The sequence below is a fragment of the Sorangium sp. So ce185 genome (assembly GCF_051526825.1).
Taxonomy (GTDB): domain Bacteria; phylum Myxococcota_A; class Polyangia; order Polyangiales; family Polyangiaceae; genus Sorangium; species Sorangium cellulosum_D.
In genome coordinates, this window is the sequence record NZ_CP150316.1 from 7,454,370 (window position 1) to 7,477,630 (window position 23,261).

The following is a 23,261-nucleotide window of genomic DNA, read 5'->3' on the forward strand; positions in this document are numbered from 1 at the left end:
CTCCGACCCTGAAAAGCAAGCGCCCCTCCCCAGCCTATCCTGGAGGTCCGAACCCGTGTTTTTCCGTCGTTCCCGCCGCGCTCGCCTCGCGTTCGCTCTGACTTCGCTGCTCGTCCTCGGCGCGCCGGCGGCGGCCAGCGCCGCCGGTGAGAAGGACGCGGAGGCGATGAAGCTGCACAACCAGGCGATGGACGATGACTATCTCTCTGTCGAGTTCGACAAGGCGGAGAAGAAGCTCCGAGACGCGCTGAAGAAGTGCGAGAGGAACGCCTGCACGAAGCCGGTGATCGGCAAGCTGCACATCGCGCTCGGCACGGTGTACGGCGGCGGCAACAAGCTGGAGCAGGCCAGGGCGGAGTTCGTGCTGGCGCTCCAGGCCGACCCGAAGGCGGCGCTCATCGACGCGCTGACGACGCCCGAGCTGGCCCAGGCGTTCAAGGAGGCGCAGAAGGAGGCGCAGGCCGCCGGGAAGCCGGCGGAGGATGCGTCGGGCGAGGGCGGCAAGCCCGCGAAGGCCGCCGCGGGCGACGTCCCGCACACGCCGGTGGCGGAGCAGGCGGTGAACACGCCGGTGCCCGTCTACATCGAGATCCCGGAGGAGATCGACGCGTCCAAGGCGACGCTGCGGTACAAGCCGTTCGGCTCGCCCAAGTGGAAGTCGGTCGAGATGACGCCCATGGGGAGCGGCTTCGGGGCGGAGATCCCCTGCGAGGATGTCACGACGACCGGCGATGTCCGGTACTTCGTGATCGTGCGGGACGAGGCGGGCGACCCGGTGGGCACGGCCGGCTCGATGCAGGCGCCGCACCGGGTGCCGATCAAGAACGAGATCGACACGGCGCCGTCGCTCCCCGGCCAGGAGCCGCCGCAGCGCTGCGCGGCGAAGGAGGATTGCCCGCCTGGCCTGCCTGGCTGCCCCGAGGTCGGAGGCGAGCGCGGTGACAAGGGCTGGGGCGCGTCCTGCGAGGAGACCGTGGAGTGCCAGTCCGGGCTCGTCTGCCTGAACGGGACGTGCGAGCAAGGGGCCGGGGGCGGCGGGGCCGCTGGGCGCAAGGGCAAGCGCAACGTGTTCGGCCTCTGGGGGGAGCTCGATCTGCTCCTCGTGCGCGGCACGGATTACGTCTGCTCGGGCAGCGACGCCGCGTACGCCTGCTTTTACCCGGGCAGCAACGGCAAGCAGTTCTACGGCGAGCCGGCGGATCTCCCCGGAACGAACGGGGTCAAGGGTGGCCTGAGCCCTGCCGGGGGGCGCGTGATGTTGTCGTACGACCGGCAGCTCTTCGCGGATCTGCCGCTGCTCGTGGGCGCGCGGCTCGGGTTTGCTTTCGGCGGCTCGCCGACCTCCGAGCAGCCGCCGACGCCGTGGGTGGGAGACGACAAGCAAAACCCGCATCTCCAGGCGCTCAGCTTCCTGCCGCTCCACGGGGAGCTCCGCGCCACGTACTTCTTCCTGGGAGATCGGATTGTCGAGAAGGGCGGATTCCGCCCTTACGGGTTCCTGTCGCCCATCGGCCTGGCCCAGGTGAACGCGTCGGTCCCCGTGGATGTGTGCGATCGCCGGAGGGACGACGGTTCGCTGCAGGATGGGAACGCCAGCAACAGGTGCCCGGCGGACACCCGTTTCGTCGAGAACCTCGACGCCTACCAGATCACCGGTCGGAACTTCTCGGCGGCCGGGGCCGGCGTGGTCTACGGCATCACCGAGAACCTCGGTGTGTCCGCCGAGCTGAAGGTCATGCTGATGTGGCCGACGCTCGGGCTCGTCTTGGCTCCCACGATCGGCCCGGTGTTCGCCCTCTAGGGCCTCTCCAGCCAGCTGCCTGCCGAGCTGCCCGGCCCCCAGCGAGGGAGCGCGTCGCGCGGCACGGCGCGGGGGCCCCGCCGAACTCGCCTGGGACATCATCCCTCCGGCGCGAGCGCCGGAGAGATGATGTCCCAGGCTCAAACATCGGCCCATCCCCCGCGCCGTGCCGCGCGACGTGCTCCCTCGCTGGGGGCCTACCGTTCCCGACCTATTCCCGCTCCATCAACGGCGCTTCGCGCCGCACACCGGACGGGGGCTCGTCGAGCCTGGAACCAGGAGCGGACTCAAGCCGCGCGCCGCCATTCCCGCACACGCCGCGACATTCCCGGCACACACACACTCCGCCGTGCCGATCCGACCCTCGCCCCCCTTCTCTATCGCCGTCGCAGCGCGGGGGGCGCCCGCACAGGAGACGGGCCCAGATCGGCGTTTTCGGCGCGCAGGCGCACTCACGTGCGCCGAGCACCGAAAACGTCGAGGTGGGCCCGTATCCGCAGCGGGCGCCCCCCGCGCTAGAGGTCGAAGCGTTCGGTGCCGAGCAGCTGGTAGAGCGCATAGAGCGCCCCGGCATCGTGATGCTCGAAGCGAACGCCCGCGCGGGCCGGCCGCCCCGCCGGCCCACGGCGGATCCAGGCGATCCGGCCGCGGAGGCTCAGCGGATCCCACAGGTTCGGGGTCGTGACCTCGAGCGTCACCGCGGTCTCGGGATCGAGCAGCTCCGACGCGAGCTGAGCCTCGGACAGCTCGATGCCGGCGCCGCCCAGCCCCAAATCGCGGATGCGGACGCCGTGCTCCTCGATCGACTGCCGATCGCGCAGCGTCGCTCCAAGATCGACGCGTCGCCTCGCGTGAGCGCGAAAGTGGTCCCGGACAGCCATCCCGGCGCATTCTCCAGTCAGCGCGAACATATCACGAGCGGCGCGCGCTCACGCGCGGTTCACCAACCCCTGCAGCGCAGGGGCACGGGCGCGAGCGCGCGCGCTCGAACAGCGTGCTCGCCCGGTAGCCCATGGCCGCGTTCGGTAAAGCGGACCGCCACGTGTTAGCCTTTGGGCTTCGCGGCGAACCTTGGGTTAACATGCGGACCACATCCGCAGGAGCGAGTCGCGAAGTAGACCGGAGTTCTACCCTGATGGCCCAGGACACACGCAAAGATCCGCGAGCGAGGGTGCTGCAGATGACCGTGCGCTACAAGAGCGCCACGGTCGACGAGTTCATCGAGCACCACTCGCATGACGTGAGCCGTGGCGGCATCTTCATCAAGACGCCGTCGCCCTTCCCCGCTGGCACGCTGCTCAAGTTCGAGATCCGGCTGCAGGACGAGCAAGCCGTCATCGCCGGCGTCGGCCGCGTCGTATGGAAGCGGGAGCCCGCGCAGGCGAGCGACGCGCACCCGTCCGGCATGGGCGTGAAGTTCATCAAGATCGATGAGAAGTCCAAGGCCGTGATCACCCGGCTCGTCGACGCGCAGCAGGGCGCCGGGTCGGCGTTCGAGGCCGGCATCACCGACCGCGCCGACCTGGGCGACGAGGTGACGGAGCCCGCGGCCGCAGCGGCGGCCGCGCCGCAGGCCGAGCCCGCGGCCGCGAAGGCCGCGCAGGCCGCGCAGGTGAAGCGGGCGTCGACGATGCTGGGGCTCGGCGCGATCGGGGCGACCTCGAAGGGCGACGCCGGCAAGGGGGACGCGAAGAAGGCCGAGCCCGCGGAGGCCGGCAGCTTCTTCCCCAAGACGAACCCCGAGAAGGAGATGCCGCCGCCCGACGAGCGGACGATGATGAAGCAGGCGGCCGAGCTGCTGAAGCAGGCGCTCGCCGAGGCCGGCGGCTCGCTGGACGAGATCGGCGCATCCAAGGAGCCGCTCATCCCCACCCCGCCGAAGAGGGCCGAGCCCGAGCCCGCGCCCGCGCCGAAGGAGGAGCGGGCGAAGCCGCTGGCCGAGCCGGCGGCGGTCCCGGTCGCGGCGGTCGCGCAGCTGGCGAACGAGCGGGAGGCGCGGGACGAGTTCCCCGCGGCCGAGGCGAGGCCCGCCAAGGTCGCCGCGGCGAAGAAGCCGGCGGAGGTGGCGGACAGGACGCCCTCCGAGGAGCTGCACGGCAAGGCCGCGCGCCAGGAAGACAAGGCGGCCGACGACGCGGCCAGGGCAAAGCCTGCGGCAGCCAAGCCGAAGGAGGACAAGGCGGTCGCCGCCAAGGCCGCGACCACCGGCAAGGTCCCGCTCGCGCAGGAAGAAGAGAGCAGCGGCACCGGGCGGCTGCTCACGATCCTGCTGGTCGCGGCTGCGCTCTGCGGCGCGCTCTGGCTCGTGTTCGGGCAGAGCGATCCCAAGCCGGAGCCGGCCGCGCCCGCGCCGACGCCGGCCGCGCCCGCGCCGGAGCAGCCCGCGGCCAAGCCCGCGGCTCCGGAGGAGAAGCCCCAGCCGGCGGAGGTCGCGCCCGCGGCGACGGAGACGGCCGCGCCCCCGGCGGCGACCACCGCGCCCCCGATCGCCCCTGGGTCGTCGGCGGCACCGGAAGCGTCGGCCGCGCCGGCGGCGACCACCGCGCCGACCGTCGAGGCCCCCGCCAAGGCGACCGCGGAGCCCCCGGCCCCCACGACGACGGCCGAACCGGCAGCGCCCAAGGCGACCGCGGAGCCCCCGGCCCCCACGACGACGGCGACGCCGACGCCGCCCAAGCCGACGCCCAGGCCGAGGCCGAAGGCGCCGAAGAACGACGATCCTTACGGTTGAGGGCGAGGCCGTGGGCCATCCGCGGGAGAGGCAGCTGCAATGAGCGGCTCGGGTAGTCAGGTCGGTGAACCGGGTCTGGGTCGCCCGAGGGCGGCCGCCCCCCTGGCCGCGCTCGGCTTGCTGGCGGCCACCGGGCTCGTCTGCGCCGCGGTCGCGCTCCGCAATCCGACGGCCGTGGCGGTGCTGGAGCAGGACCCCAGCGGCTCGGCGCGGAGGCCTGCGCCCACCGCCGCCCCCAGCAGCAGCAACAGCGGTCGCGCCGACGCGCCGTCGCCCGAGCCGGCGTCCGCGCTCGCCCCCGCGGAGCCCGACGCCCCGGCGAAGGCCGAGCCTGCCCGCGCGCAGGCCTCGGAGCTCGAGAAGGCCCAAGCCGAGGGGATCGCGGCGCTCGGCGCGCTCGCGCAGCGGTACCCGGAGGACCCCCCGGTCCTCCGGGCGCTCGCGCTCGCGCAGGGGCGCGACAAGGCGTACGCGGCCGCGGTGGCCACGACGAAGCGGCTGTTCGAGATCGCCCCCGAGGAGACCGGCAACGACGAGGTCAAGCAGCTCCTCCTGAGGATCGCGAACGGCCCCCCGGAGGTCGCGCTCACCGCGCTCGATGTGATGGCCAAGCAGATGGGAAGCCGCGGTCCCGACCTGCTTTACGAGGTGGTGACCGCGCCGAGGTTCGGCGACTGGATCCGGGACAACGCGAGCAAGCAGCTGCTCGACCCCAGCGTGCGGCAGATGGCGTCGCCCGCGCTGCTCATCGCCGACGATCTGCGCCGGCTCACCGGGTGCCCCACCAAGGCGCTGATCGCCAGGGCGCGCGAGGAGGGCGATGTCCGCGCGCTGCATTACATCAAGTCGCTGCTCACCCCGCAGCGCTGCGGCGTCCTGCGGATGCGCAACTGCCTGAAGTGCGGCGCCGTCGCCAAGGATCTGCGCGCGACGGCCAGCGTCATCGAGAAGCGCAAGAAGGCGGCGGCCACCCCGCCCGCGGGGAGCGCCGCGCCCTGATCCGCCCCGTCGAGGTCGGGTGAGCCCCGCCTCGCCGCTGCCACCGCGACGCGGTCCGCGGGCGCCCTCGTCTAGCCCGCGGCAGGGTCGTCGCCGTCGTCCCGCGCGCCTGGCCGCGCTGGCACGCCCCGCGAACAGGAGCCCACGGCGCGGACCGCACCGCGACCGGCGCGGGCATCTCTCGCCTAGCTGCTCCGTCGCCTACCGCTGGCGGCACCGTCGCGCAGGCGACTCGATGCGTTGGACCAGCTCGCGACGGGAACGAATCGGGGTGGGCGCAACAGGATTTGAACCTGTGACTTCGTCCGTGTGAAGGACGCACTCTACCGCTGAGTTATGCGCCCGATGCCAGCCGGTCGTCACCCGGCCGTTTCGGAAAGACGTGGCGCTTTTAACTCAGAGATCGGCGTTCGACAAGAAGAACTCGCTGCCCATGTCGAACTTCTTCGCGGCGCTCGGGAAACCAAGCGCCAGCGGCCCCTCTCGGCGCGCCTCCCGGCGCTGGCCGAGGCTCGGTCGCGCGTCGTCGCGCGCTCTCGCGCGCCTCCGCGCGGGGTGTGGACCAGGCAGGCAACCGCCTCCACGCCCCCAGGGCCGTCACGCCGTGGCGCAAGCAGGGCCGCTGCCGCTGCCCCGATGCTGCGGGCCACGCATCGACCCGCGGTGGGCCGCGCCCCGTCAATCGAGCGTCGCGACCGCGCGCCGGAGCGCGGCGAGGCCCGCTTCGATGTGGTCCTCGTCGCAGGCGTAGGAGAACCGAAGATAGCCGGGCGCGCCGAAGGGGGTGCCGGCGACCGCGGCCACGTGCGCCTGCTCCAGCATCCACGTCGCCACGTCCTCGTCGCTCGCGAGCGTCTTCCCCTGGAAAGAGCGCCCGCACAGCCCCCGCACGTCGGCGAACGCGTAGAAGGCGCCCTCGGGCATCCGGCAGCGCACCCCGGGCACGGCGTTGAGGCCCTCGACCATGAGCGAGCGCCGCCGGGCGAAGGCCGCGCGCATCGCGAACACCGCGTCGCGCGGGCCGTTCAGGGCCGCGACGGCGGCGGCCTGGGACACGGCGGCGGCGTTCGTGGTGCTCTGGCCCTGGACCACGTCGAGCGCCTTCGCGACCTCGATCGGCGCGATGCTCCAGCCGATGCGCCAGCCGGTCATCGCGAAGGTCTTGCTGACCCCGTCGACGACGATCACGCGCGGGGCGAGGTCCTCCGCGAGCGCGGGGAGCGACACGTGCCGGAAGCCGTCGTAGGTGAGGTCGGCGTAGATCTCGTCGACGATGATCCAGCAGTCGTGGCGCCGCAGGACCGAGGCGAGCGGGAGCAGGTGCTCCTCCGCGTACGCCGAGCCGGTCGGGTTCGAGGGCGTGCACAGGACGAGCGCCTTCACCCGCGGCGTCAGCGCGGCCTGGAGCGCGTCCGCCGTGAGGCGGAAGCCCGTCGCCTCGGTGGTCTCGACGACGACCGGCGCGGCGCCGAACAGGCGCACCTGCTCGGGATAGCTCACCCAGTAAGGCGCCGGGATGACGACCTCGTCCCCCGGCTCGAAGAGCGCGGCGGCGAGGTTGAACAGCGCGTGCTTCGCGCCAGCGCTCACGGTGACCTGGCTCGGCAGAGGCCGCCACCCGCGGTGCTGCTCGGTCGCGGCGCAGATCGCCGACTTCAGCTCGGGCGTGCCGGACACGGCCGTGTAGTGCGTGGCGCCGGCGTCGAGCGCCGCCTTCGCCGCGGTGCGGATGTGCTCGGGCGTGTCGAAGTCCGGCTCGCCCACGCCGAAGGCGTAGACCGTGTGCCCCTCGGCGCGGAGGCGCGCGGCCCGCGCCGCCATGGCGAGCGTTGCACTGGGCGCGACGGCCGACAGACGGTCAGCGAGCTTCCTGGGCATCGGGACAAAGAGGAATAAAGGGCGGCCCGGGACGACGCAAGGCGCTAGCCCTCCCGACGATTGCGCCGGCGGCCCGGATGTGCCTCGCGCCGCGCGTGCAGGGCCCGCCTGCGTCCGCGCCTCGAGCGCCCGCGCGCACGTGCAGCGGCCGAATGCAGGCCAGGCGGAGCCGAGCGAGCCGACGCGAGGCAGCGCTGTAAGCCCGACCACGCGCGGTCGGACGCATCGCGTGCGGCGCTACGGAGAGGGTGACGGCGTCGCGCCGCCGACCTGGACTGCGGGCTTCTGCTCGTCCTGCTTGATCGAGTAGCGCACGAGCGCGCGGAGCACGTCGTTGCGCTGCACGTTGCCGAGGAGGCTCTTCATGTCCTCGTAGATCGACGGATCGACCAGGAGGGCCCCGAGCGTCCCCTTGCCCGCCCTCATGTCGTGCACGATCGCCCGCAGGTCGCCGGTCATCGCCGTCACGTTGGCGAGCGCCTCGGCGCCGTCGCCCTTGCCGCCGTACAGCGCGTCGTGCGCGAGGCTGTCGCTCTCGCGGATGCCCTTCAGCGTCATGGCGACCTCGTCCGCGGCGTTCCCGAACTGCTGGATCTGCTTCTGCGGGCCGTCGCCGTAGATGACGTCGTGCGCGAACCCCGGCCCCTCCTTGACGCGCGAGACGACCCCCCTGACCTCGCGCAGCGTGCCCGCGAGCTCCGTGCTCACGCGGTCGAGGCTCGCCAGGGTGCGCGAGATGCGCTCGGCCTCCTCGGGATCGGTCAGGAAGCGGTGCGGGTAGCCCTCGCCCTCGGTCACCTGCTTCATCAGCGTGTTCGCCGAGGCGACCGTCTCGCGGAGATCCTTGTGCAACCGCTCGTCGGCGATGTTCTCCGAGACCTTCTGGATGTTGTCGAGCGTGGCCTCGGCCTTCTCGGCCATCCCGGCCACCTTCCCCATCACGTCGGTCGGGACCTCGCCAGGGATATGGCCGCCCGGCGGCACCGCGTCGGGGCTCTGCCCCTTCGTGAGCTCCAGCATCTTGTCGCCGAGCAGCCCCTTGTTCGCGATCTGGGCGACGCTGTCGGTCTTGACCCGGCCCGCCTCGCTCTCGACGACCTCGAGCTTCACGTAGATCTTCGTGTCCTTCGGGTCGGGGCCGTAGCCGACCTCGGCGACGTGGCCGATGTCGATGCCGCCCATACGGATGGGCGCGCCCGGCTTCAGCCCCTGCACGTCGCTGAAGCTCGTCGAGAACTCGACCGAGGAGTCGAAGAGCCGCCGCTCGTCGCCTATCAGGAAAATGACTACGGCGGAAAGGACGAGGCCCGCCAGCACAAAGAGTCCGACCTTCAGATCGCGCGCTCTGCCCATGCAGAAGGGCATCTTGCGCGATCTTGGGTGGATCGTCACGCCCCGAGAAGCGTTTGGACGTCCTCGTTCACCGGCGCGGTCCCGGTAATGAAATCGGCGACATGCGGATCTTTGGACGCCCGGAACTCCTCGGGCGTGCCGGTCGCGATGACCTCGCCGCGGTAGATCATCGCCATCCGATCCGAGATCGAGAACGCGCTCTTCATGTCGTGTGTCACGACGATGCTGGTCACGTTGAGGGCCTGCTTCAGGCCCTTGATGAGGTGGTTGATGCGCTCGGTGTTGATCGGGTCGAGCCCGGTCGTCGGCTCGTCGTAGAGCAGCACCTCGGGCTGCACCGCGATGGCGCGCGCGAGGCCGACGCGCTTCTTCATGCCGCCGGACAGGTCCCCCGGGCGCATCTGCTCGATGCCGGGCAGGCCGACGAGCGACAGCGCCCAGTTCACCCGCTCGGCGATCTGCGCCTCGGTCATCTCCTTGCGGTAGTGCTCGTGCAGCCCGTAGGCGACGTTCTCGCCGACCGAGATCGAGTCGAACAGGGCGCCCCCCTGGAACAGCATCGCGATGCGCTGGCGCACCCGGGCGATGCGCGCCTCGCTCAGCTTCGTGATCTCTTCACCGTGGAACTGGATAGATCCATCGTCCGCGTCGAGCAGGCGGATGAGCAGCTTGAGCATGACGCTCTTGCCGACGCCCGACCCGCCCATGACGGTGAGCGTCTCGCCCGGGTACACCTCGAGGTTCAGGTCGCGGTAGATGACCTTCGGGCCGAAGGCCTTGCGCACATGCGAGAACCGGATCAGCGGCTCAGCCACGCGCCCACGCTAGCACGCCGCCGAGGCCCGCCGCGAACGCTCAGTCGGCCGCGGCGACGTGTTCGATCCGGATCTCGACGGCGTCCCCGCCGCGCCAGGCGTCACGCCGGAGGCGGCCCACCACGTCGACGCGCCCGCCGGCGAACCGCGCCGCGAGCTCGCCCAGCTCGAACCCGAAGCACGAGATCTCGCGGCGGGCGAAGGTGAGCTCCAGCTTGAGGTGGCCCTTCAGGTTCCTCGCCGAGCGCACGGCCGCGCCCGACAGGAGGACGTGCGCCGCGCGGTTCCCCTCGCCGCACGGCTCGAGCCGCTCGAGATCGCGCGCCACGGCCGCCGGATCGTCGCGATCGTCGAGCCGGGCGTGGGCGGCCGCGAGCGCCGCGGCGGCGGGGAGCTCCTGGTCGCGGAAGGCGTCGCACCACGCCGCCCGGAGCGCCTCGACGCGATCGGCGCGCACCTCGACGCCGGCCGCCGCCTGGTGGCCGCCGAAGCCGATGAGCTCGGCGCGGCAGCGGGTGAGCGCGTCGTGGAGCCGCGCGCCCGCTGGGCCGCGCACCGAGCCGCGCCCCTTGGCGCCCTCGAGGCCGATGACGATCGTGGGCTTGCCGAAGCGGGAGGTGAGCCGGCCCGCGACGATGCCGACCACGCCGGGGTGGAAGCCTTGCCGCGCGATGACGATCGCGGGATCCCGATCGAAGCCGGCGCGCTCGATCTCGGCGAGCGCCGACGCCAGCATCTCGTCCTGGATGGCGCGCCGCTTCATCTGCGCCTGCTCCACCGTGGCGGCGAGCGCGGACGCGGTCACGCCGTCGTGCGCGAGCAGGAGCTCCAGCGAGACGTCGGGGTCGCCGAGCCGACCGGGCGCGTTGAGGCGGGGCGCGATCCGGAAGGCGACGTCCTCCGCCGAGGCGCCGCGCCCGAGATCGAGGTTGGCGAGTGCCGCGAGCGCCCGCAGCCCGGGCCGGGGGCCGGTCTGGAGCACGGTGAGGCCGGCCCGCACGAGCGCGCGGTTGTCGCCGGTCAGCGGCGCGACGTCGGCGACGGTGCCGATGGCCACGAGGTCGAGGTAGGGGCGGAGGTCGAGCGACGAGCCGAGCTTCTTGCGCACGGCGGCCAGGAGCGAGAGCGCGAGCCCGCAGGACGCGAGCCCCTTGTACGGGAAGCCGCAGTCGGCGCGGTGCGGGTTCAGGAACGCGATCGCCGGGAGCGGCTCGGCCGGCACGAGGTGGTGATCGATGACGACGCAGTCGATGCCGGCCGCGCGCGCGGCGGCCAGCCGCTCGTGATCGCTGGAGCCGCAGTCGCACGTGATGAGCAGCGTGGGGCAGGCGCGAATCACGCGCTCGAGCGCGGGGGCCGAGAGGCCGTAGCTGCCCTCGGCGCGCGTCGCGAGCAGCGGCACGACCTGGCCCGAGAGGGCGCGCAGCGCGCCCGTCATGATGGCGGTCGCGGTGATCCCGTCGCAGTCGTAGTCGCCGAAGACGGCGATCCGCTCGCCGGCGCGCACGGCGCGCGCGATCCGCTCGGCGCTCGCCTCGCGATCGGCCATGGCGTCGGGCGACGTGAGGTGCGAGAGCCGCGGGTCGAGGAAGCGCCGCGTCGCCTCGTCCGGAGCTCGGCCGGCCCGGTGCAGGATGTCCGCCACCGTGATCGACAGACCGAGCTCGCGCGCCATCGCGAGCGCCTCGGGCGACGCCTCGCCCGGATCGGCGATGCGCTCGACGAAGGGCGCGCTGCGGGCCGCGTGCGAGGCGGGGGTCGGCGCCTCGCGCTCGGCGAGCTCCTTCCAGGCCTCCGTGACGGTGCTCGTCATCGCGAGAGCCGGTACACCGGCGCGGCGGAGGCGTCCATGGTCTGGGTCGGGGGCGGCGCGAGCGGCCGCGGCCGCGGCGGGGCGCTCAGACGACCGCGTCGGCGCGCTTCTGCGTGCGGACGCGGTTGACCTTCCTGCGCTTGCCGGCGGCCGAGCCGAAGAACCGGCGATCGATCCACTCGGTGAGCGGCGCCGCGACGTAGATGGAGGAGTACGTGCCGACGACGATGCCGACGACCAGCGTGAACGCGAAGTCCCGGATGACGCCCGTGCCGTAGAAGAGGAACATGACGAGCGACAGGAACGTCGTCGCCGACACGAGGATGGTGCGGCCGAGCATCTCGGAGAGCGAGAAGTTGATGACGGCGGCGAAGCTCATGTCGCGGTGCTTCCCCAGGTTCTCGCGGATCCGGTCGTAGACGACGACCGTGTCCGTGATCGAGTAGCCGACGATCGTGAGCAGCGCGGCGACGGTGGAGAGGGTGATCTCGCGTTGCGTGATCACCATGGCGCCGAGCGCGATGCCGACGTCGTGGATGAGGGCGAGGATGCCGCCGGGCGCGAACCGGATGTCGAACCGGAACGCGATGTACGCCATGATGAAGAAGATCGTGATGAGGACGCTCTTGATGGCCGCGTCGCGCAGCTGGGCGCCGGCCTTCGGCCCGATCCACTCCACACGGAGCGCCTGGTCGGGCACCTTGTCCGCGCCGAGGTGCTGCCGGAGGCCGTCCATCAGCTGGTCGCCCTTCGACTTCAGGTAGAGCTCGACCTTGTGGTCGCGCTCGCTCACGATGTGCGGGTTGTTCGCGCCGGGCCTGATCTCGACGCCCTCGATGCCATCGAGCTGCTTCTTGATCCCCTCCAGGTCGGGGGCGACCTCGTAGCGGGTGGAGATCTTGTCGCCGCCAGGGCTGAACTTGACCTCGGTGGCGCGCACCGCCTCGGGGCAGCGGTCCTCGGGGACGGAGCCGCCCTCGGGCGCCAGGCACATGTGCTCGCGCACCGCCCCCTTCTGCTGCTCCGAGAGCGCCGAGACCTCGTGGACCCGGATGAGGTAGCGGTGCGGGTTGGCCTGGTCCGCGACGGATACGACGTCCGGGGAGTCGAAGCCCGACTTCGTGACGGCCTCGCGCACCTCGGCGCTCGAGACCGGAGCCTTGAAGGCGACCTCGACCTCGGTGCCCCCCTTGAAATCGGTCCCGAGCGTCGGCCCCGGCACGATGAACGAGATGATCGACAGGATGAGCAAGATCCCGCTGAGCCCGATGAAGAGCCAGCGCTTGCTCATGAAGTCGAACTGACGGCCAGGCTTGATGAGTTCCATCGTCGTGTCTCAACCATCGGAGAACCGCTCGCGCGTTCTCCCTCAAAGGCCGGAGATCCGCTCCAGCGGCCCCGTTCTCAGCCGAGCGAGAGCGTCTTGATCTTCCGTCCGCGGACGGCCCAGTCGAACATCAGGCGGGTGCATACGACCCCGGTGAACAGGCTGATCGCGATGCCGACGATCAGCGTGATCGCGAAGCCCTTGATGGGGCCGGTGCCGTACTGCGCGAGGATGAGCCCCGAGATCAGCGTGGTCACGTGGCCGTCGAGGATGGCGCTGAACGCCTTGTCGTAGCCGACGTCGACCGCGGCGCGCGGGCTCTTGCCCGCCCGGAGCTCCTCCCGGATGCGCTCGTTGATCAGCACGTTGGCGTCGACCGCGATGCCCATCGTGAGCACGAGGCCGGCGATGCCGGGCAGCGTCATCGACGCGCCGAACATCGCGAGGACGGCGATCTGCAGGATGAGGTTGAAGATGACCGCGATGTCCGCGATGAGCCCGGCGCGGCTGTAGATGATCACCATGAACACGACCACGAGCACACCGCTCGCGATCGCGCCCTTCATGCTCTGCTGGATCGCGTCCTTGCCCAGCGACGGGCCGATGCGCTGCTCGTTCGACGGGGAGATCGGGGCCGGCAGCGCGCCCGACCGGAGCACCAGCTCGAGCTTGCGCGCGTCCTGGAGCTGCTGGTCGGGGTTCTGCGAGCCCATCGTGATCTGCGCGCGGCCGCCGCCGATCTTCGTCTGGATGACCGGCGCGCTCTCGACCTTCTCGTCGAGGATGATGGCGAACCGCCGCTTGACGTTCCTGCCCGTGATGTCCTCGAACCGGTCGGCGCCGGTCGGGGTGAACTCCATCGACACGTACCAGCCGCCGAGGCCGCCCTCGCTCTGATCCGGGAGCGCCTGCGCGTCGCGCACCATGTCGCCCGTGATCTCGGCCTTGCTGAAGAGGAAGTACGTCCGCCAGCCGATCTCCTCGATGACGTCCTTCTCCTCGTTGTACTCGAACAGCTTGCCGTAGCCGACCTCGTTGTCCGGCGGGACCTGGAGCGTCCCGACCCACTCGCGCAGCCGCTTGAGCGTGTCGCGCATCTCCTCGTGCTCGGCGCGCACCATCCGGGCGAAATGGACCGGCTTGGTCTTCCCGGGGCCGACCGGCGCGTTCTCGATCGAGAACGTCAGCCCCTTCGGGAGATCCTCCTCCTTGGCGCTCTTCGCGATCGGCTCGAAGAAGTCCTGGTCGTCGTCGACCATCTTGAACTCGAGCCGCGCCGTCTGGCTGATGATCTCGCGGATCGTGTTGAAGGAGGCCTCGTCGTCGCCGGGGACCTCGATGATGACGTCCTCGTCGCGCGTCGAGACGCTCGCCTCCTTGAGGCCGAGGCCGTCGACGCGGCGGAGCACCGTCTCCTTGGCCTGCGACACCGCGCGCTCGCGGATGCTGCTCGAGACCTCGTCTCGGATCCGGAACCTCACGACCTTGCGGTCCGCCGAGCGCTGGAGCTGCAGCTCCCCGAGGAACTTCGCGAGGAACGCGTCGTTGATCTTCTCGGAGTCCGCCGGGTCGTCGAAGGTGATGGCGATCGTGTCGGTGTGCTCGCGCGACTTCTCGATGCGGAGCTTCGTCTGGAGCTTCTGCATCTCCTCGATCGTCGGCGGCTTGTCGCCCTCGTGGAACCCGAACGCCGTCGCGAGCGCCGCGCGCAGGTCGTCGTAGTACCGGTCGCGCTTGTCGCTGATCGCCTCGTCGACGTCGACCGTGTAGACGAGCCGGAGGCCGCCCTTCAGGTCGAGCCCGCGCACCAGCCGGAACGGGACGTTCGAGGTCAGGAAGCGGCTGAACCCGAGCTCCCCGCGCCTCGCCTGGGTCTCCTGCTCGGACACCTCCTCCGACGAGAGGCCGGTGTGGTCCGGCCGGCCGAACCGCTCGTCGTGGTAGGTCGGGTAGATGCAGAGGGCCGAGCCGAGCGCGAGGAACAGCACGAAGCCCGTCTTCACCCGCCACGCGAAATCGATCCACGGCCCGGCGCAGAACAGCGCCCACGGCACCATCAGGCCGAACACCGCGAGGGCCCAGAACACCTGGTAGTGCGCCGCGACGGCGGCCGCGCCGGCGGCGAGCGCCGCCCAGACGAAGACGCTGCGCCGCGGGCGGCTGAGCCACGCGCCGATGAGGCACAGGCCGGCGACGCCGGCGAACCCGTACTGAAAGATGTTTAGGAGCATGGAGTGTGGCGCCGCGGGGGGCGGTAAAGAGCTTCCTGTTGGGCCGAGCGCCGGCCTACGACTTCTTGTCCTTCGCCGCGTCGGCGACCTTGGCGTCCGCCGCCGCGACCTCGCCCGGGTCCTGGCCCTGGATCGCGCTCTTCAGGATCTGCACGTTCACGCCGGGGGCGATCTCCAGCTTGACCCGGGGCGAGTTCGGGTTGATGTCGGTGATTTTGCCGATGAGCCCGGACTGGGTGACCACCCGATCGCCCACCTTGAGGTTCGACTCGAGCTGCTTCTGCTTCTTGTTCTGGCTCCGCGTCATCACGAAGATGAGCAGCAGCGGCAGCGCCAGGATGAGGAACGAGAAGGCCCCTCCGCCGAACGGCGCGGGCGGCGCCTCCTGCCCCCCAGAGGGCGGCGGCGATTGACCTTCGACCGGCGCCGCGGGCGCGTTGCCCGCGCGCCCGGGGGCGGCGTTCGGCTGGAACCAGTTTGAGCTTGCCAAGGTGACGCGTGTCTCCGGGCCCCGACGGGCTCGCCCGCAAATTGCGGGCCTCTCCCAACCCCCCGGGGCCCGCCTCCATACCCAGGATCCAAGGGTCGCGCAAGGAGCTAGGCGGGCAGCCTCACCCGGATGCGACGGGAATACAGCCTTACGGCCGTTTCCGGATCCGCCCCACCCGGCCGTCCGGGCCCGCGCCGCGGCCGCCCGCCCCCGCGGCGTCAGCCGTCGCTGCCGAACACCATGTGCCGGCGGGCCCGCTCGCCGCTCGCGATCTCCGCCAGCGACAGGCGCACGTCGCGCTCGGTGATCGTGCCGTCGATCGTCGCGAACGTCGCGGAGATGATCGGCGGGATGCGCCCGACGCCGGGGAAGCCGGGGGCCCACGTGAGCGCGTCCGCGAACGCGGCCTTGACCAGGGCGGCGACGGGCCCGTGCGGCGCGAGGGGCACGTCGAGCGGCTCGAGCACCACGACGGCCCTGGCGCGGCCGAGCGTCTTCACCACCTCGGCGCCGTAGAACGGCCGCAGCGCGCGCACGCCGACGAGGCCGACGCGCCGGCCCTGCGCGCGCAGGCTGCGCACGACCTCGCGGGCCGCGGGGAACGCGCAGCCCACGACGACCATGATCTCCTCGGCGTCGGCGGTGTCGACGCGCTCGATCGCGCCGAGCGGCCTGCCGGTCAGCTCGCAGAGCTCCCGCATCGCGCTGGCGAGCGCGAACGGCACGCGCGCGCAGAAGCCCCGCTCGGCCCGCTTCCGGACGACGCCGCGCCCCTGCGGGCGAGGGCCCCCGTCGCCGTCGCTCTCGCCCGGCGCCGCGTCGGTGAAGGTCGGCGCGCTCCGCTCCGAGCCGAGGAAGCGGGCGGCGAGATCGCGCGCCGCGCCGAGGGCGGACACGTCCGACGGCAGCGCGTCGACGAGGTGCAGGAACGGCGTCTCGCTGTCCTCGGCGGCGCGCCGCGCCACGAGCGCCACGTCGGCCGCCTCCTGGCTGCTCCAGGTGACGAGCACCCCCGCGCCGACGTCGAGCGCCGGCGCGAGCTCGTCGCGCCCCACGGCGGGCCCGCCGCGCCGCTCGATGACGTGCACCGTCACCGGCGTGCGCACCGCCGCCGCCTCGCCGAGCGCGGCCAGGGCCCCGACGAGCTCGTGGGCGCCGAGCACCACGCTCGCGCGCTGTCCGGCGCGCGAGCGCGCCGCGGCGCCGCGGATCGCCTCGGCGGCGGACGCGGCGCGCTCGATCGGCAGATCGCCGGGCACGGCCGCGTGCGCGGCGAAGAGCGCGCTCCCCGCGGCCACCTCGACATGTGCGATCACCGCCGCCGGATCCGGCGGCGCGCCCAGACCGTCAGGCACTGCCATCCAGCCGTTCGTCGCCCGAGCCGCACGCGAGGTCAAGCGCGAGCGCGATCGGATTCCGCGCAGCGACCGGGCAGAAGCGGCGCCGCGATCGCGATCATCCATGCCTGGACGTAACTCCGAGAAACGACGCTTTCGCCCCGAGGTAATGCTCCTGTCGCACGCGGCTCTGCGGTGGTCGCGCGGTCGGACGCCGTCACCAAGCTCAGCCGCAGGCGGCGTCGCGCTCGTGTCCGATGCAGACGGACGACCCGCCCGCGGCTCGGGCGGGTCGCCTGGCGCGCTGGCCTGCCAGCGCGCCGACGAACCAGGGCGCTGGTCTGCCAGCGCGCCGACGAACCAGGGCGCTGGTCTGCCAGCGAGCCGACGAGCTAGGGCGCTCGTCTGCCAGCGAGCCGACGAGCTAGGGCGCTGGCCTGCCGGCGCGCCGACGAGCCACGGCGCTGGCCTGCCAACGCGCCGACGCGGATACCCGCGCGGGAAGCACCTGCGCGCGATGGACGCCGGGCCCTCGCGCCGCAGAAAAAAGCGAACCCGAAAAATTGATCGCTTGACGGACTCTCCGGCCCTTGATAGGAGGCGCTCTCCGTTTCGTCGGCGTCACGCCGAGCGAGCGGGACATAGGCGCGTAGCTCAGTGGTAGAGCACTACCTTGACACGGTAGGGGTCGCCGGTTCGAAACCGGCCGCGCCTACAAATCAGCAGGAGACCTAGCCTGCGAGGTTTCATGGCCCTCGATCAGACAGCCCAGGCCGCCTCGGCGGCCCGCACCACGGTGCGCGAGGCTCTCGCCGACGAACTCGCCAAGGACCGCACCGTCATCGGCGCCCGCGTCAACGGGCGCCTCCTCGATCTTCAGACCCCCTTCCTTCGCGACAGCGCGACCCGGATCGAGCCCGTCCGGACGAGCGATCCGGACGGCCTTCGCATCATCCGGCACTCGACGGCGCACATCATGGCCGACGCCGTGCAGCGCCTCTTCCCGGGGACGAAGGTCACGATCGGCCCCGCCATCGAGGCGGGCTTCTACTACGACTTCGACAAGCCGACCGGCCCCTTCACCGACGAGGATCTCGCCAAGATCGAGGCGAAGATGCGCGAGATCATCGCCGCCGGCCGCCCGTTCCGGCGCGACGTGGTGAACCGCGAGGCGGCGCACGAGCTCTTCGCCCAGATGGGCGAGACGTACAAGCGCGAGCTCATCGACGCGATCCCGCCGGGCGAGGAGGTCTCGCTCTACCGGCACAGCGACGGCGAGCGCGAGTGGGTCGACCTCTGCGAGGGCCCGCACGTGCCGGACGCCTCGCTGCTCCAGGCCGTCAAGCTGGTGAGCGTGGCCGGCGCCTACTGGCGCGGCGACGAGCGCAACCCGATGCTCCAGCGCATCTACGGCACGGCGTTCCCGAGCCAGGCGGCGCTCGACGAGCACCTGAAGCTCCTCGCGGAGGCCAAGGAGCGCGACCACCGGAAGCTCGGGAAAGAGCTCGAGCTCTTCATGTTCCACGAGTACGCGCCGGCCATGCCGTTCCTCCTGCCGCGCGGCGCGCACGTGTACAACTCGCTCGTCCAGTACATGCGCGACCTCTACGTCGACTACGGGTACGACGAGGTCATCACGCCGCAGATCTTCGACAAGCGGCTGTTCGACACGAGCGGGCACCTGCCGAACTACCGCGAGAACATGTACCTGCCCGTCACGGCGGAGCACCTCGACGCGGCGCGGCTCGCGCTGCGGCTCGGGGTCTCTCCCGGCGAGGCGGACGCGGCGGTCTACAAGGACGCGGACAAGAAGCGCGACGCCGCGGTCCTGGAGCAGCTCGCCGAGCTCGAGCGGCTCGCCCAGAAGCCGATGAACTGCCCGAGCCACTGCCTCATCTTCGGCCAGCGGCGGCGCAGCTACCGCGAGCTGCCGTGGCGGCTCGCCGACTTCGGCCGGCTCCACCGGTACGAGCGCGGCGGCGTCGTCCATGGGCTCGCCCGGGTGCGGAGCTTCTGCCAGGACGACGCCCACATCTTCTGCGCCCCGGAGCAGATGCACGGCGAGATCCAGGCGTTCCTGCGCCTCCTGCTCGAGGTGTACGCCGCCTTCCGGTTCGCCAAGATCGACATCAAGCTCGCGACCCGGCCCAAGAAGCGCATCGGCACCGACGCGCAGTGGGACGCCGCGGAGGGCGCGCTCGCGGACGCCCTGAAGCAGGCCGGCCTCCCCTTCGAGATCGCGCCCGAGGAAGGCGCGTTCTACGGCCCGAAGCTCGAGTTCCACGTCCTCGACGCCCTGCGGCGGAGCTGGCAGCTCGGCACGATCCAGGTGGACTACGCGCTGCCCGATCGTTTCGAGCTCGAGTACACCGGCGCCGACGGCGGCGTGCACCGCCCCGTGATGTTGCACCGGGCGATCCTCGGCTCGCTCGAGCGGTTCTTCTCGGTGTACCTGGAGCACGTCGGCGGGGCCTTCCCGGCCTGGCTGGCCCCGGAGCAGGCGATCATCGTCACGGTCAGCGAGAAGCAGGCCGCCTACGCGCAAGAGGTGGTGGCGCACCTCCGTGGCCGCGGGCTCCGCGCCCGGGCCGACCTCAGCTCCGACAAGCTCGGCGCCAAGATCCGGGCGGCGCGGCTGACGCGCGTCCCGTACGTGGTCGTGGTCGGCGACAAGGAGGCCGAGGGCCGCAAGGTCGCCCCCCGGTCGCGCGATCTCAACAAGGACCTCGGGGCGATGCCGCTCGAGGAGTTCGCCGACCGGCTCGCCGCGGAGTCGAAGCCCCCCCGCCTGGCTGCGAGCGCCCCCAGTTCGTGATCCGTCGTTCCGGCCGGCCCCTCTCGCCGGCAGGCCTTCCCCTACCCCCGTCGAGCCCGGCAGACCAGGGCTCCCGAGCGCCCCTGGGCCGCGGCGGCCGCTGTGCTTGCTGCCGTTGCCTGCGGCGCGGAGTCAGGCGACATTGGCATGGTGATGGTCGCCGCGACCACACTCGGTCGCGAAGCGGCGGTCCGTCGCTTTCGGAAGCACAGAACACAAGGAGGCAGCGAAATATCACATGGCGATGAGACGCTTCGACCCTCGGCAGGCCCAGCGGGGGCCGCAGATCCGCATCAACCAGCGCATCCGCGTCCCGGAGATCCGCGTCATCGGCGATGATGGCGAGATGCTCGGCATCATGCAGACCCACGAGGCGCTGCGCCGGGCTCAGGAGAAGGGGCTCGACCTCGTCGAGGTCAACCCGAAGGCGGATCCTCCGGTTTGCAAGATCCTCGACTTCGGCAAGTACAAGTACGACGAGAAGAAGAAGGCCCGCGAGGCGAAGCGCAAGCAGAGTGTGGTGGAGATCAAGGAGATCAAGCTCCGTCCCAAGACGGACGATCACGATCTCGAGTTCAAGACCAGGGCTGCGCACCGGTTCCTCGGCGCAGGTCACAAGGTGAAGTTCACGGTGCGCTTCCGCGGCCGCGAGATCACGCACCCGGAGAAGGCGCAGGAGCAGCTCGACTGGATCGTCCAGCACTGCGAGGAGATCGCGAACGTCGAGGTGCGCCCGATGATGGAGCAGCGCACGATGACGCTGATGATGGCGCCCAAGCCCGCCATCCTGCAGAAGGTGGCCCAGGCCCGCGCCGCCGCGGAGAAGGCCCGCCAGAAGGCGATCCAGGAAGGGCGCGCCGCTCCGACCGGGGCCGACGCCGAGGAAGAGGAGATCGAGAAGCTCGAGAGGCAGCTCGAAGAGCAGGACGACGACGAGGACGACGAGGGCGAGGGCGGGAACGAGTAGCCCCGTCCGGAGAGCGCGCGCCTCAGGACGACGGCCGCGCCTCTTCCGGGGCGCGCATCGCGTCGCGCCCTCTGCGATGCGGGCTCGTGCGCGGCGCGCTCCCCCGCATCGCGGAGGGCGCTGAGCGCGAGCCGGACCGCCGCGGGCGCGGCGAGGGGCACGCGCGCCGCCGGGTCAGTGCGGGATCAGGCCGCCGAGCCACGCCCCGGCGGCGAGGACCGCGAGCGCGGCGACGAGCAGCACGGCCTTCACGGCGCCGGCCCCCGTCTTCATCGGACGGAGCTCCGCCTCCAGGTCGTGCGGCGCGAACGGGGCGAGCGGCGCGGGCGGGGCTACCGGCGCCAGCGCGGGCGGCGCAGGGCGCGGCGGGGCCGGCGCCGCCTGCGGGGAGGCCAGCGTCGGCTCGGCCCGCCGCTCGAGCGGCGGAGGCGGGGGCGGCGCGAGCGGCGGGCGCGCGGGCTGGGGCGGCGCGAGCGGCGGCTCCGCGGGCCTCGCCTGCGGGTACGCCAGCAGCTTCGCAGGCGAGATGCCCGCGTCGGTCTCCTCGAGCGCGGCGAGGTTGCCCTCCTCGACCGAGACCTCGGCGAGCGACCGCCGCATGAGGTCCTCGCCGGGCGCCGAGACCTTGATCTCGTCGGCCCATTTGCCGATGTCCTCGAAGGCCGAGATCTTGAGCGGCTCGCTCGGCCGAGCGGCGCTCGGCGCCGCCTTGTCGTCCGGGAGCGACGTGAACTCGAGCAGCGTCTCCTCGATCAGCCTGTCGATGAACGACGCCTTGTCCGAAGCGGGGGCGCGCTTCTTCAGCGCCATGGCGCTGCGGACGTGCTCGGCGATGTCGTACGCGCTGACCGGCCGGCCGAACTTGTACAGGAAGTTCGTGAGATCCCGGCCGAACTCGCGCGCGGAGCCGTAGCGATCGCCGGGCTCGCGGGCCAGCGAGCGGGCGATGATGCGATCGAGCTCGGGGGGCACCGCCCTGTTGATCTCGGAGAGCAGCGGGATCTGCGCCTGCTGCACGAGCTTGACGGTCTGGTAGTCGGTCTCGCCGAGGAAGAGCCGCTTGCCCGAGAGCATCTCCCAGAGGATGGCGCCCACCGCGAAGATGTCGGTGCGGTGATCGACCTCGAGGCCCTGCGCGGCCTCGGGCGAGAGGTAGCTGAACTTGCCCTTGATGATCCCCGCCTCGCTCTTCTCGAGCTGGCTCGTCGCCTTGGCGAGGCCGAAGTCGACGATCTTCACCTCGCCGTACTTGGTGATGAGCACGTTCGGGGGCGACATGTCCCGGTGCACGATCTTGAGCGGGTGCCCGTCGGCCGCCCGGAGCTCGTGGGCGTACGTGAGCCCCTCGCAGAGCTTGGCCGTGATGAACACGGCGGACTCGACCGGGAGGGTGCGCCCGGCCTTGCGCATCGACTCGAGGACGGCCTTCAGGTCGGCGCCGTCCACGTACTCCATCACGATGAAGTAGGCGTTGTCGCCGACCCCGATGTCGAACACCTGCGCGACATTGGAGTGCGAGAGGTGCGCGGACAGCCGCGCCTCGTCGAGGAACATCGCGATGAAGCGCTTCTTCTCGCTCAGGTGCGGGAGCACGCGCTTGATCGCGACCTGCTTCTTGAACCCCTCGATCCCCGCGCTCTCGGCGAGGAAGACCTCGGCCATGCCGCCCGAAGCGAGCCGCTCGACGACCCGGTAGCGCTGCTGCTGGTGGGCTTCCGTCATGCTCCGCCTAGTACATCACGTCCCACGCTGCGCGCGGAAACAACCGGCTCGTCTCTCCACGCCGCGCCATGCCACGCCGCGCGCGGCGCGCCGTGTGACGAGCGCGTTTCAGGCCTCCGGGCGCGAGCTCCCGCGGAGCGCGGCGCGGCCGGGCTCGGCGAGCAGCGCCGCGTCAGCCCGTGAGCGCGCTCCGCGCGAACGGGCGAGGCTGAGGTGTGAGCGGCACCGCCACCGCGCGCGCGCGGCTCCGCGGCGCGACCGCCGCGCGCAGCCGCGGCGTCAGATCGAGCTGCTCGGCGGCGCGCTTCCGGCGATCGTCGAGCTCCGCGGCGAGCATCTCCTTCACCATGTCGAGGAGCTCGGCGAACCCCGAGAGGCGCATCCCGACGTCGTTCGTCCAGAGGATGACCTCGAGCTCGCCGTCCGGCGACCTCGCCTCCGGGTCCCAGGCGAAGACCGTCTCGGCCGCCGCGTCGATGCCGAACGGGACGAGCGCGCTGCGCGCGCTGTACCGGCCGCGCAAGCTCGACGGCGCGACGTCGCGCTCGCCGGCGCGGCGCGCCTCCTCGCCCTCGCACAGCTCGAGCACCATCCGCCCGACGTCCATGTACGAGCCGCGCGCGAGCGCGCGCACCCCGAGCAAGCTGGCGCCGGCGAACAGCTGCGGCCAGCCGTCGTGCCGCGCGAGCAGCTCGCGGTAGCTCGGCGGCAGCGGCATGCCGAGGCGGCGCTCGACGCCGGCGATCGCCGCCTCGGGCGCCCCGGCCGGCGGCGCGATCGGCATTCCCCGCCGCGGGTCCATCCGCGCGAGCTCCAGCTTGAGCGCGCGGATGCGGTGCATCGACTCGAGCCACTCCATGCGCGCGACCCTACGCGCGCGGCGCCGGGAGGAGCAAAAAACGCGCGACGCCCGGCGCCTCCGCCCCGGCCCCGATCTCGGAACACGCGCGCTTGACATGCATTTGCGTCGGCGGCACGGTGC

16 protein-coding genes and 2 tRNA genes are annotated in these 23,261 nt (G+C 71.8%); 6 read left to right on the forward strand and 12 right to left on the reverse strand.

Features of this window, described 5'->3' with window-relative positions:
- Positions 1–55 precede the first annotated feature (55 nt).
- Positions 56–1,801, forward strand: a complete 1,746-nt coding sequence (locus tag WMF26_RS27120) for a tetratricopeptide repeat protein (RefSeq protein WP_437995030.1) — start codon at positions 56–58, stop codon at positions 1,799–1,801.
- A 515-nt stretch (positions 1,802–2,316) separates the two neighbouring features.
- Here WMF26_RS27120 and WMF26_RS27125 read toward each other — a convergent pair.
- A complete protein-coding gene (locus WMF26_RS27125) occupies positions 2,317–2,682 on the reverse strand; it encodes a PilZ domain-containing protein (protein ID WP_061627742.1) in 366 nt (121 codons plus the stop codon).
- A 254-nt stretch (positions 2,683–2,936) separates the two neighbouring features.
- Between WMF26_RS27125 and WMF26_RS27130 the strand changes: the two genes are divergently transcribed.
- Together WMF26_RS27130 and WMF26_RS27135 are read left to right on the forward strand one after the other, a co-directional pair.
- Positions 2,937–4,532: a TIGR02266 family protein gene (locus WMF26_RS27130; protein ID WP_437995031.1), complete on the forward strand. Its 1,596-nt coding sequence runs from the start codon at positions 2,937–2,939 to the stop codon at positions 4,530–4,532.
- 39 nt (positions 4,533–4,571) lie between these two features.
- Positions 4,572–5,531, forward strand: a complete 960-nt coding sequence (locus WMF26_RS27135; RefSeq protein ID WP_437995032.1) for a hypothetical protein — start codon at positions 4,572–4,574, stop codon at positions 5,529–5,531.
- Between the two features lie 272 nt (positions 5,532–5,803).
- On the opposite strand, the gene WMF26_RS27140 is transcribed toward WMF26_RS27135, so the two are convergent.
- The 9 genes from WMF26_RS27140 to WMF26_RS27180 form a co-directional block, all read right to left on the reverse strand.
- Positions 5,804–5,875 (reverse strand) — tRNA-Val (locus WMF26_RS27140).
- 334 nt (positions 5,876–6,209) lie between these two features.
- Positions 6,210–7,352 carry a pyridoxal phosphate-dependent aminotransferase gene (locus tag WMF26_RS27145; RefSeq protein WP_437995033.1) on the reverse strand — a complete coding sequence of 381 codons (1,143 nt, stop codon included), beginning with the start codon at positions 7,350–7,352 and terminating at the stop codon, positions 6,210–6,212.
- Positions 7,353–7,646: 294 nt separating this feature from the next.
- Positions 7,647–8,762: an MlaD family protein gene (locus WMF26_RS27150; protein WP_437331339.1), complete on the reverse strand. Its 1,116-nt coding sequence runs from the start codon at positions 8,760–8,762 to the stop codon at positions 7,647–7,649.
- 35 nt (positions 8,763–8,797) lie between these two features.
- The gene (locus tag WMF26_RS27155; protein ID WP_437995034.1) at positions 8,798–9,577 is read right to left on the reverse strand and encodes an ABC transporter ATP-binding protein; all 780 of its coding nucleotides are present in this window, start codon (positions 9,575–9,577) and stop codon (positions 8,798–8,800) included.
- Between the two features lie 40 nt (positions 9,578–9,617).
- Entirely contained in the window at positions 9,618–11,390 is a 1,773-nt protein-coding gene (gene recJ, locus WMF26_RS27160) for a single-stranded-DNA-specific exonuclease RecJ (protein ID WP_437995035.1), read from the reverse strand.
- An 85-nt stretch (positions 11,391–11,475) separates the two neighbouring features.
- Positions 11,476–12,717, reverse strand: a complete 1,242-nt coding sequence (gene secF / locus WMF26_RS27165) for a protein translocase subunit SecF (protein ID WP_437995036.1) — start codon at positions 12,715–12,717, stop codon at positions 11,476–11,478.
- 77 nt (positions 12,718–12,794) lie between these two features.
- A complete protein-coding gene (gene secD, locus WMF26_RS27170) occupies positions 12,795–14,948 on the reverse strand; it encodes a protein translocase subunit SecD (RefSeq protein ID WP_437995037.1) in 2,154 nt (717 codons plus the stop codon).
- 55 nt (positions 14,949–15,003) lie between these two features.
- The gene (gene yajC, locus WMF26_RS27175; protein ID WP_020737383.1) at positions 15,004–15,438 is read right to left on the reverse strand and encodes a preprotein translocase subunit YajC; all 435 of its coding nucleotides are present in this window, start codon (positions 15,436–15,438) and stop codon (positions 15,004–15,006) included.
- Positions 15,439–15,656: 218 nt separating this feature from the next.
- A complete protein-coding gene (locus WMF26_RS27180) occupies positions 15,657–16,799 on the reverse strand; it encodes a transketolase (RefSeq protein WP_437995038.1) in 1,143 nt (380 codons plus the stop codon).
- A 619-nt stretch (positions 16,800–17,418) separates the two neighbouring features.
- On the opposite strand from WMF26_RS27180, the gene WMF26_RS27185 reads away from it, so the two are divergent.
- From WMF26_RS27185 to infC, 3 genes are all read left to right on the forward strand, one after another.
- Positions 17,419–17,490 (forward strand) — tRNA-Val (locus WMF26_RS27185).
- A 33-nt stretch (positions 17,491–17,523) separates the two neighbouring features.
- On the forward strand, positions 17,524–19,590 hold the full coding sequence (gene thrS / locus WMF26_RS27190; RefSeq protein WP_437995039.1) for a threonine--tRNA ligase: 2,067 nt from the start codon (positions 17,524–17,526) through the stop codon (positions 19,588–19,590).
- Between the two features lie 244 nt (positions 19,591–19,834).
- The gene (gene infC, locus WMF26_RS27195; protein WP_437949080.1) at positions 19,835–20,557 is read left to right on the forward strand and encodes a translation initiation factor IF-3; all 723 of its coding nucleotides are present in this window, start codon (positions 19,835–19,837) and stop codon (positions 20,555–20,557) included.
- A 174-nt stretch (positions 20,558–20,731) separates the two neighbouring features.
- On the opposite strand, the gene WMF26_RS27200 is transcribed toward infC, so the two are convergent.
- Both WMF26_RS27200 and WMF26_RS27205 read right to left on the reverse strand, forming a co-directional pair.
- Positions 20,732–22,279 (reverse strand): serine/threonine protein kinase, encoded by a 1,548-nt coding sequence (locus WMF26_RS27200; protein ID WP_437995040.1) that lies wholly within the window; start codon positions 22,277–22,279, stop codon positions 20,732–20,734.
- Between the two features lie 172 nt (positions 22,280–22,451).
- Positions 22,452–23,138: an SMI1/KNR4 family protein gene (locus WMF26_RS27205; RefSeq protein WP_437331346.1), complete on the reverse strand. Its 687-nt coding sequence runs from the start codon at positions 23,136–23,138 to the stop codon at positions 22,452–22,454.
- Positions 23,139–23,261 lie beyond the last annotated feature (123 nt).

Bases quoted from the DNA above. Each gene is read 5' to 3' on its own strand.
- WMF26_RS27125 (WP_061627742.1), bottom strand. From the start codon at position 2,682: ATGGCTGTCCGGGACCACTTTCGCGCTCACGCGAGGCGACGCGTCGAT.
- WMF26_RS27130 (WP_437995031.1), top strand. From the start codon at position 2,937: ATGGCCCAGGACACACGCAAAGATCCGCGAGCGAGGGTGCTGCAGATG.
- WMF26_RS27135 (WP_437995032.1), top strand. From the start codon at position 4,572: ATGAGCGGCTCGGGTAGTCAGGTCGGTGAACCGGGTCTGGGTCGCCCG.
- WMF26_RS27145 (WP_437995033.1), bottom strand. From the start codon at position 7,352: ATGGCGGCGCGGGCCGCGCGCCTCCGCGCCGAGGGGCACACGGTCTAC.
- WMF26_RS27150 (WP_437331339.1), bottom strand. From the start codon at position 8,762: ATGGGCAGAGCGCGCGATCTGAAGGTCGGACTCTTTGTGCTGGCGGGC.
- recJ (WP_437995035.1), bottom strand. From the start codon at position 11,390: ATGACGAGCACCGTCACGGAGGCCTGGAAGGAGCTCGCCGAGCGCGAG.
- secF (WP_437995036.1), bottom strand. From the start codon at position 12,717: ATGGAACTCATCAAGCCTGGCCGTCAGTTCGACTTCATGAGCAAGCGC.
- secD (WP_437995037.1), bottom strand. From the start codon at position 14,948: ATGCTCCTAAACATCTTTCAGTACGGGTTCGCCGGCGTCGCCGGCCTG.
- WMF26_RS27180 (WP_437995038.1), bottom strand. From the start codon at position 16,799: ATGGCAGTGCCTGACGGTCTGGGCGCGCCGCCGGATCCGGCGGCGGTG.
- thrS (WP_437995039.1), top strand. From the start codon at position 17,524: ATGGCCCTCGATCAGACAGCCCAGGCCGCCTCGGCGGCCCGCACCACG.
- infC (WP_437949080.1), top strand. From the start codon at position 19,835: ATGAGACGCTTCGACCCTCGGCAGGCCCAGCGGGGGCCGCAGATCCGC.
- WMF26_RS27200 (WP_437995040.1), bottom strand. From the start codon at position 22,279: ATGACGGAAGCCCACCAGCAGCAGCGCTACCGGGTCGTCGAGCGGCTC.
- WMF26_RS27205 (WP_437331346.1), bottom strand. From the start codon at position 23,138: ATGGAGTGGCTCGAGTCGATGCACCGCATCCGCGCGCTCAAGCTGGAG.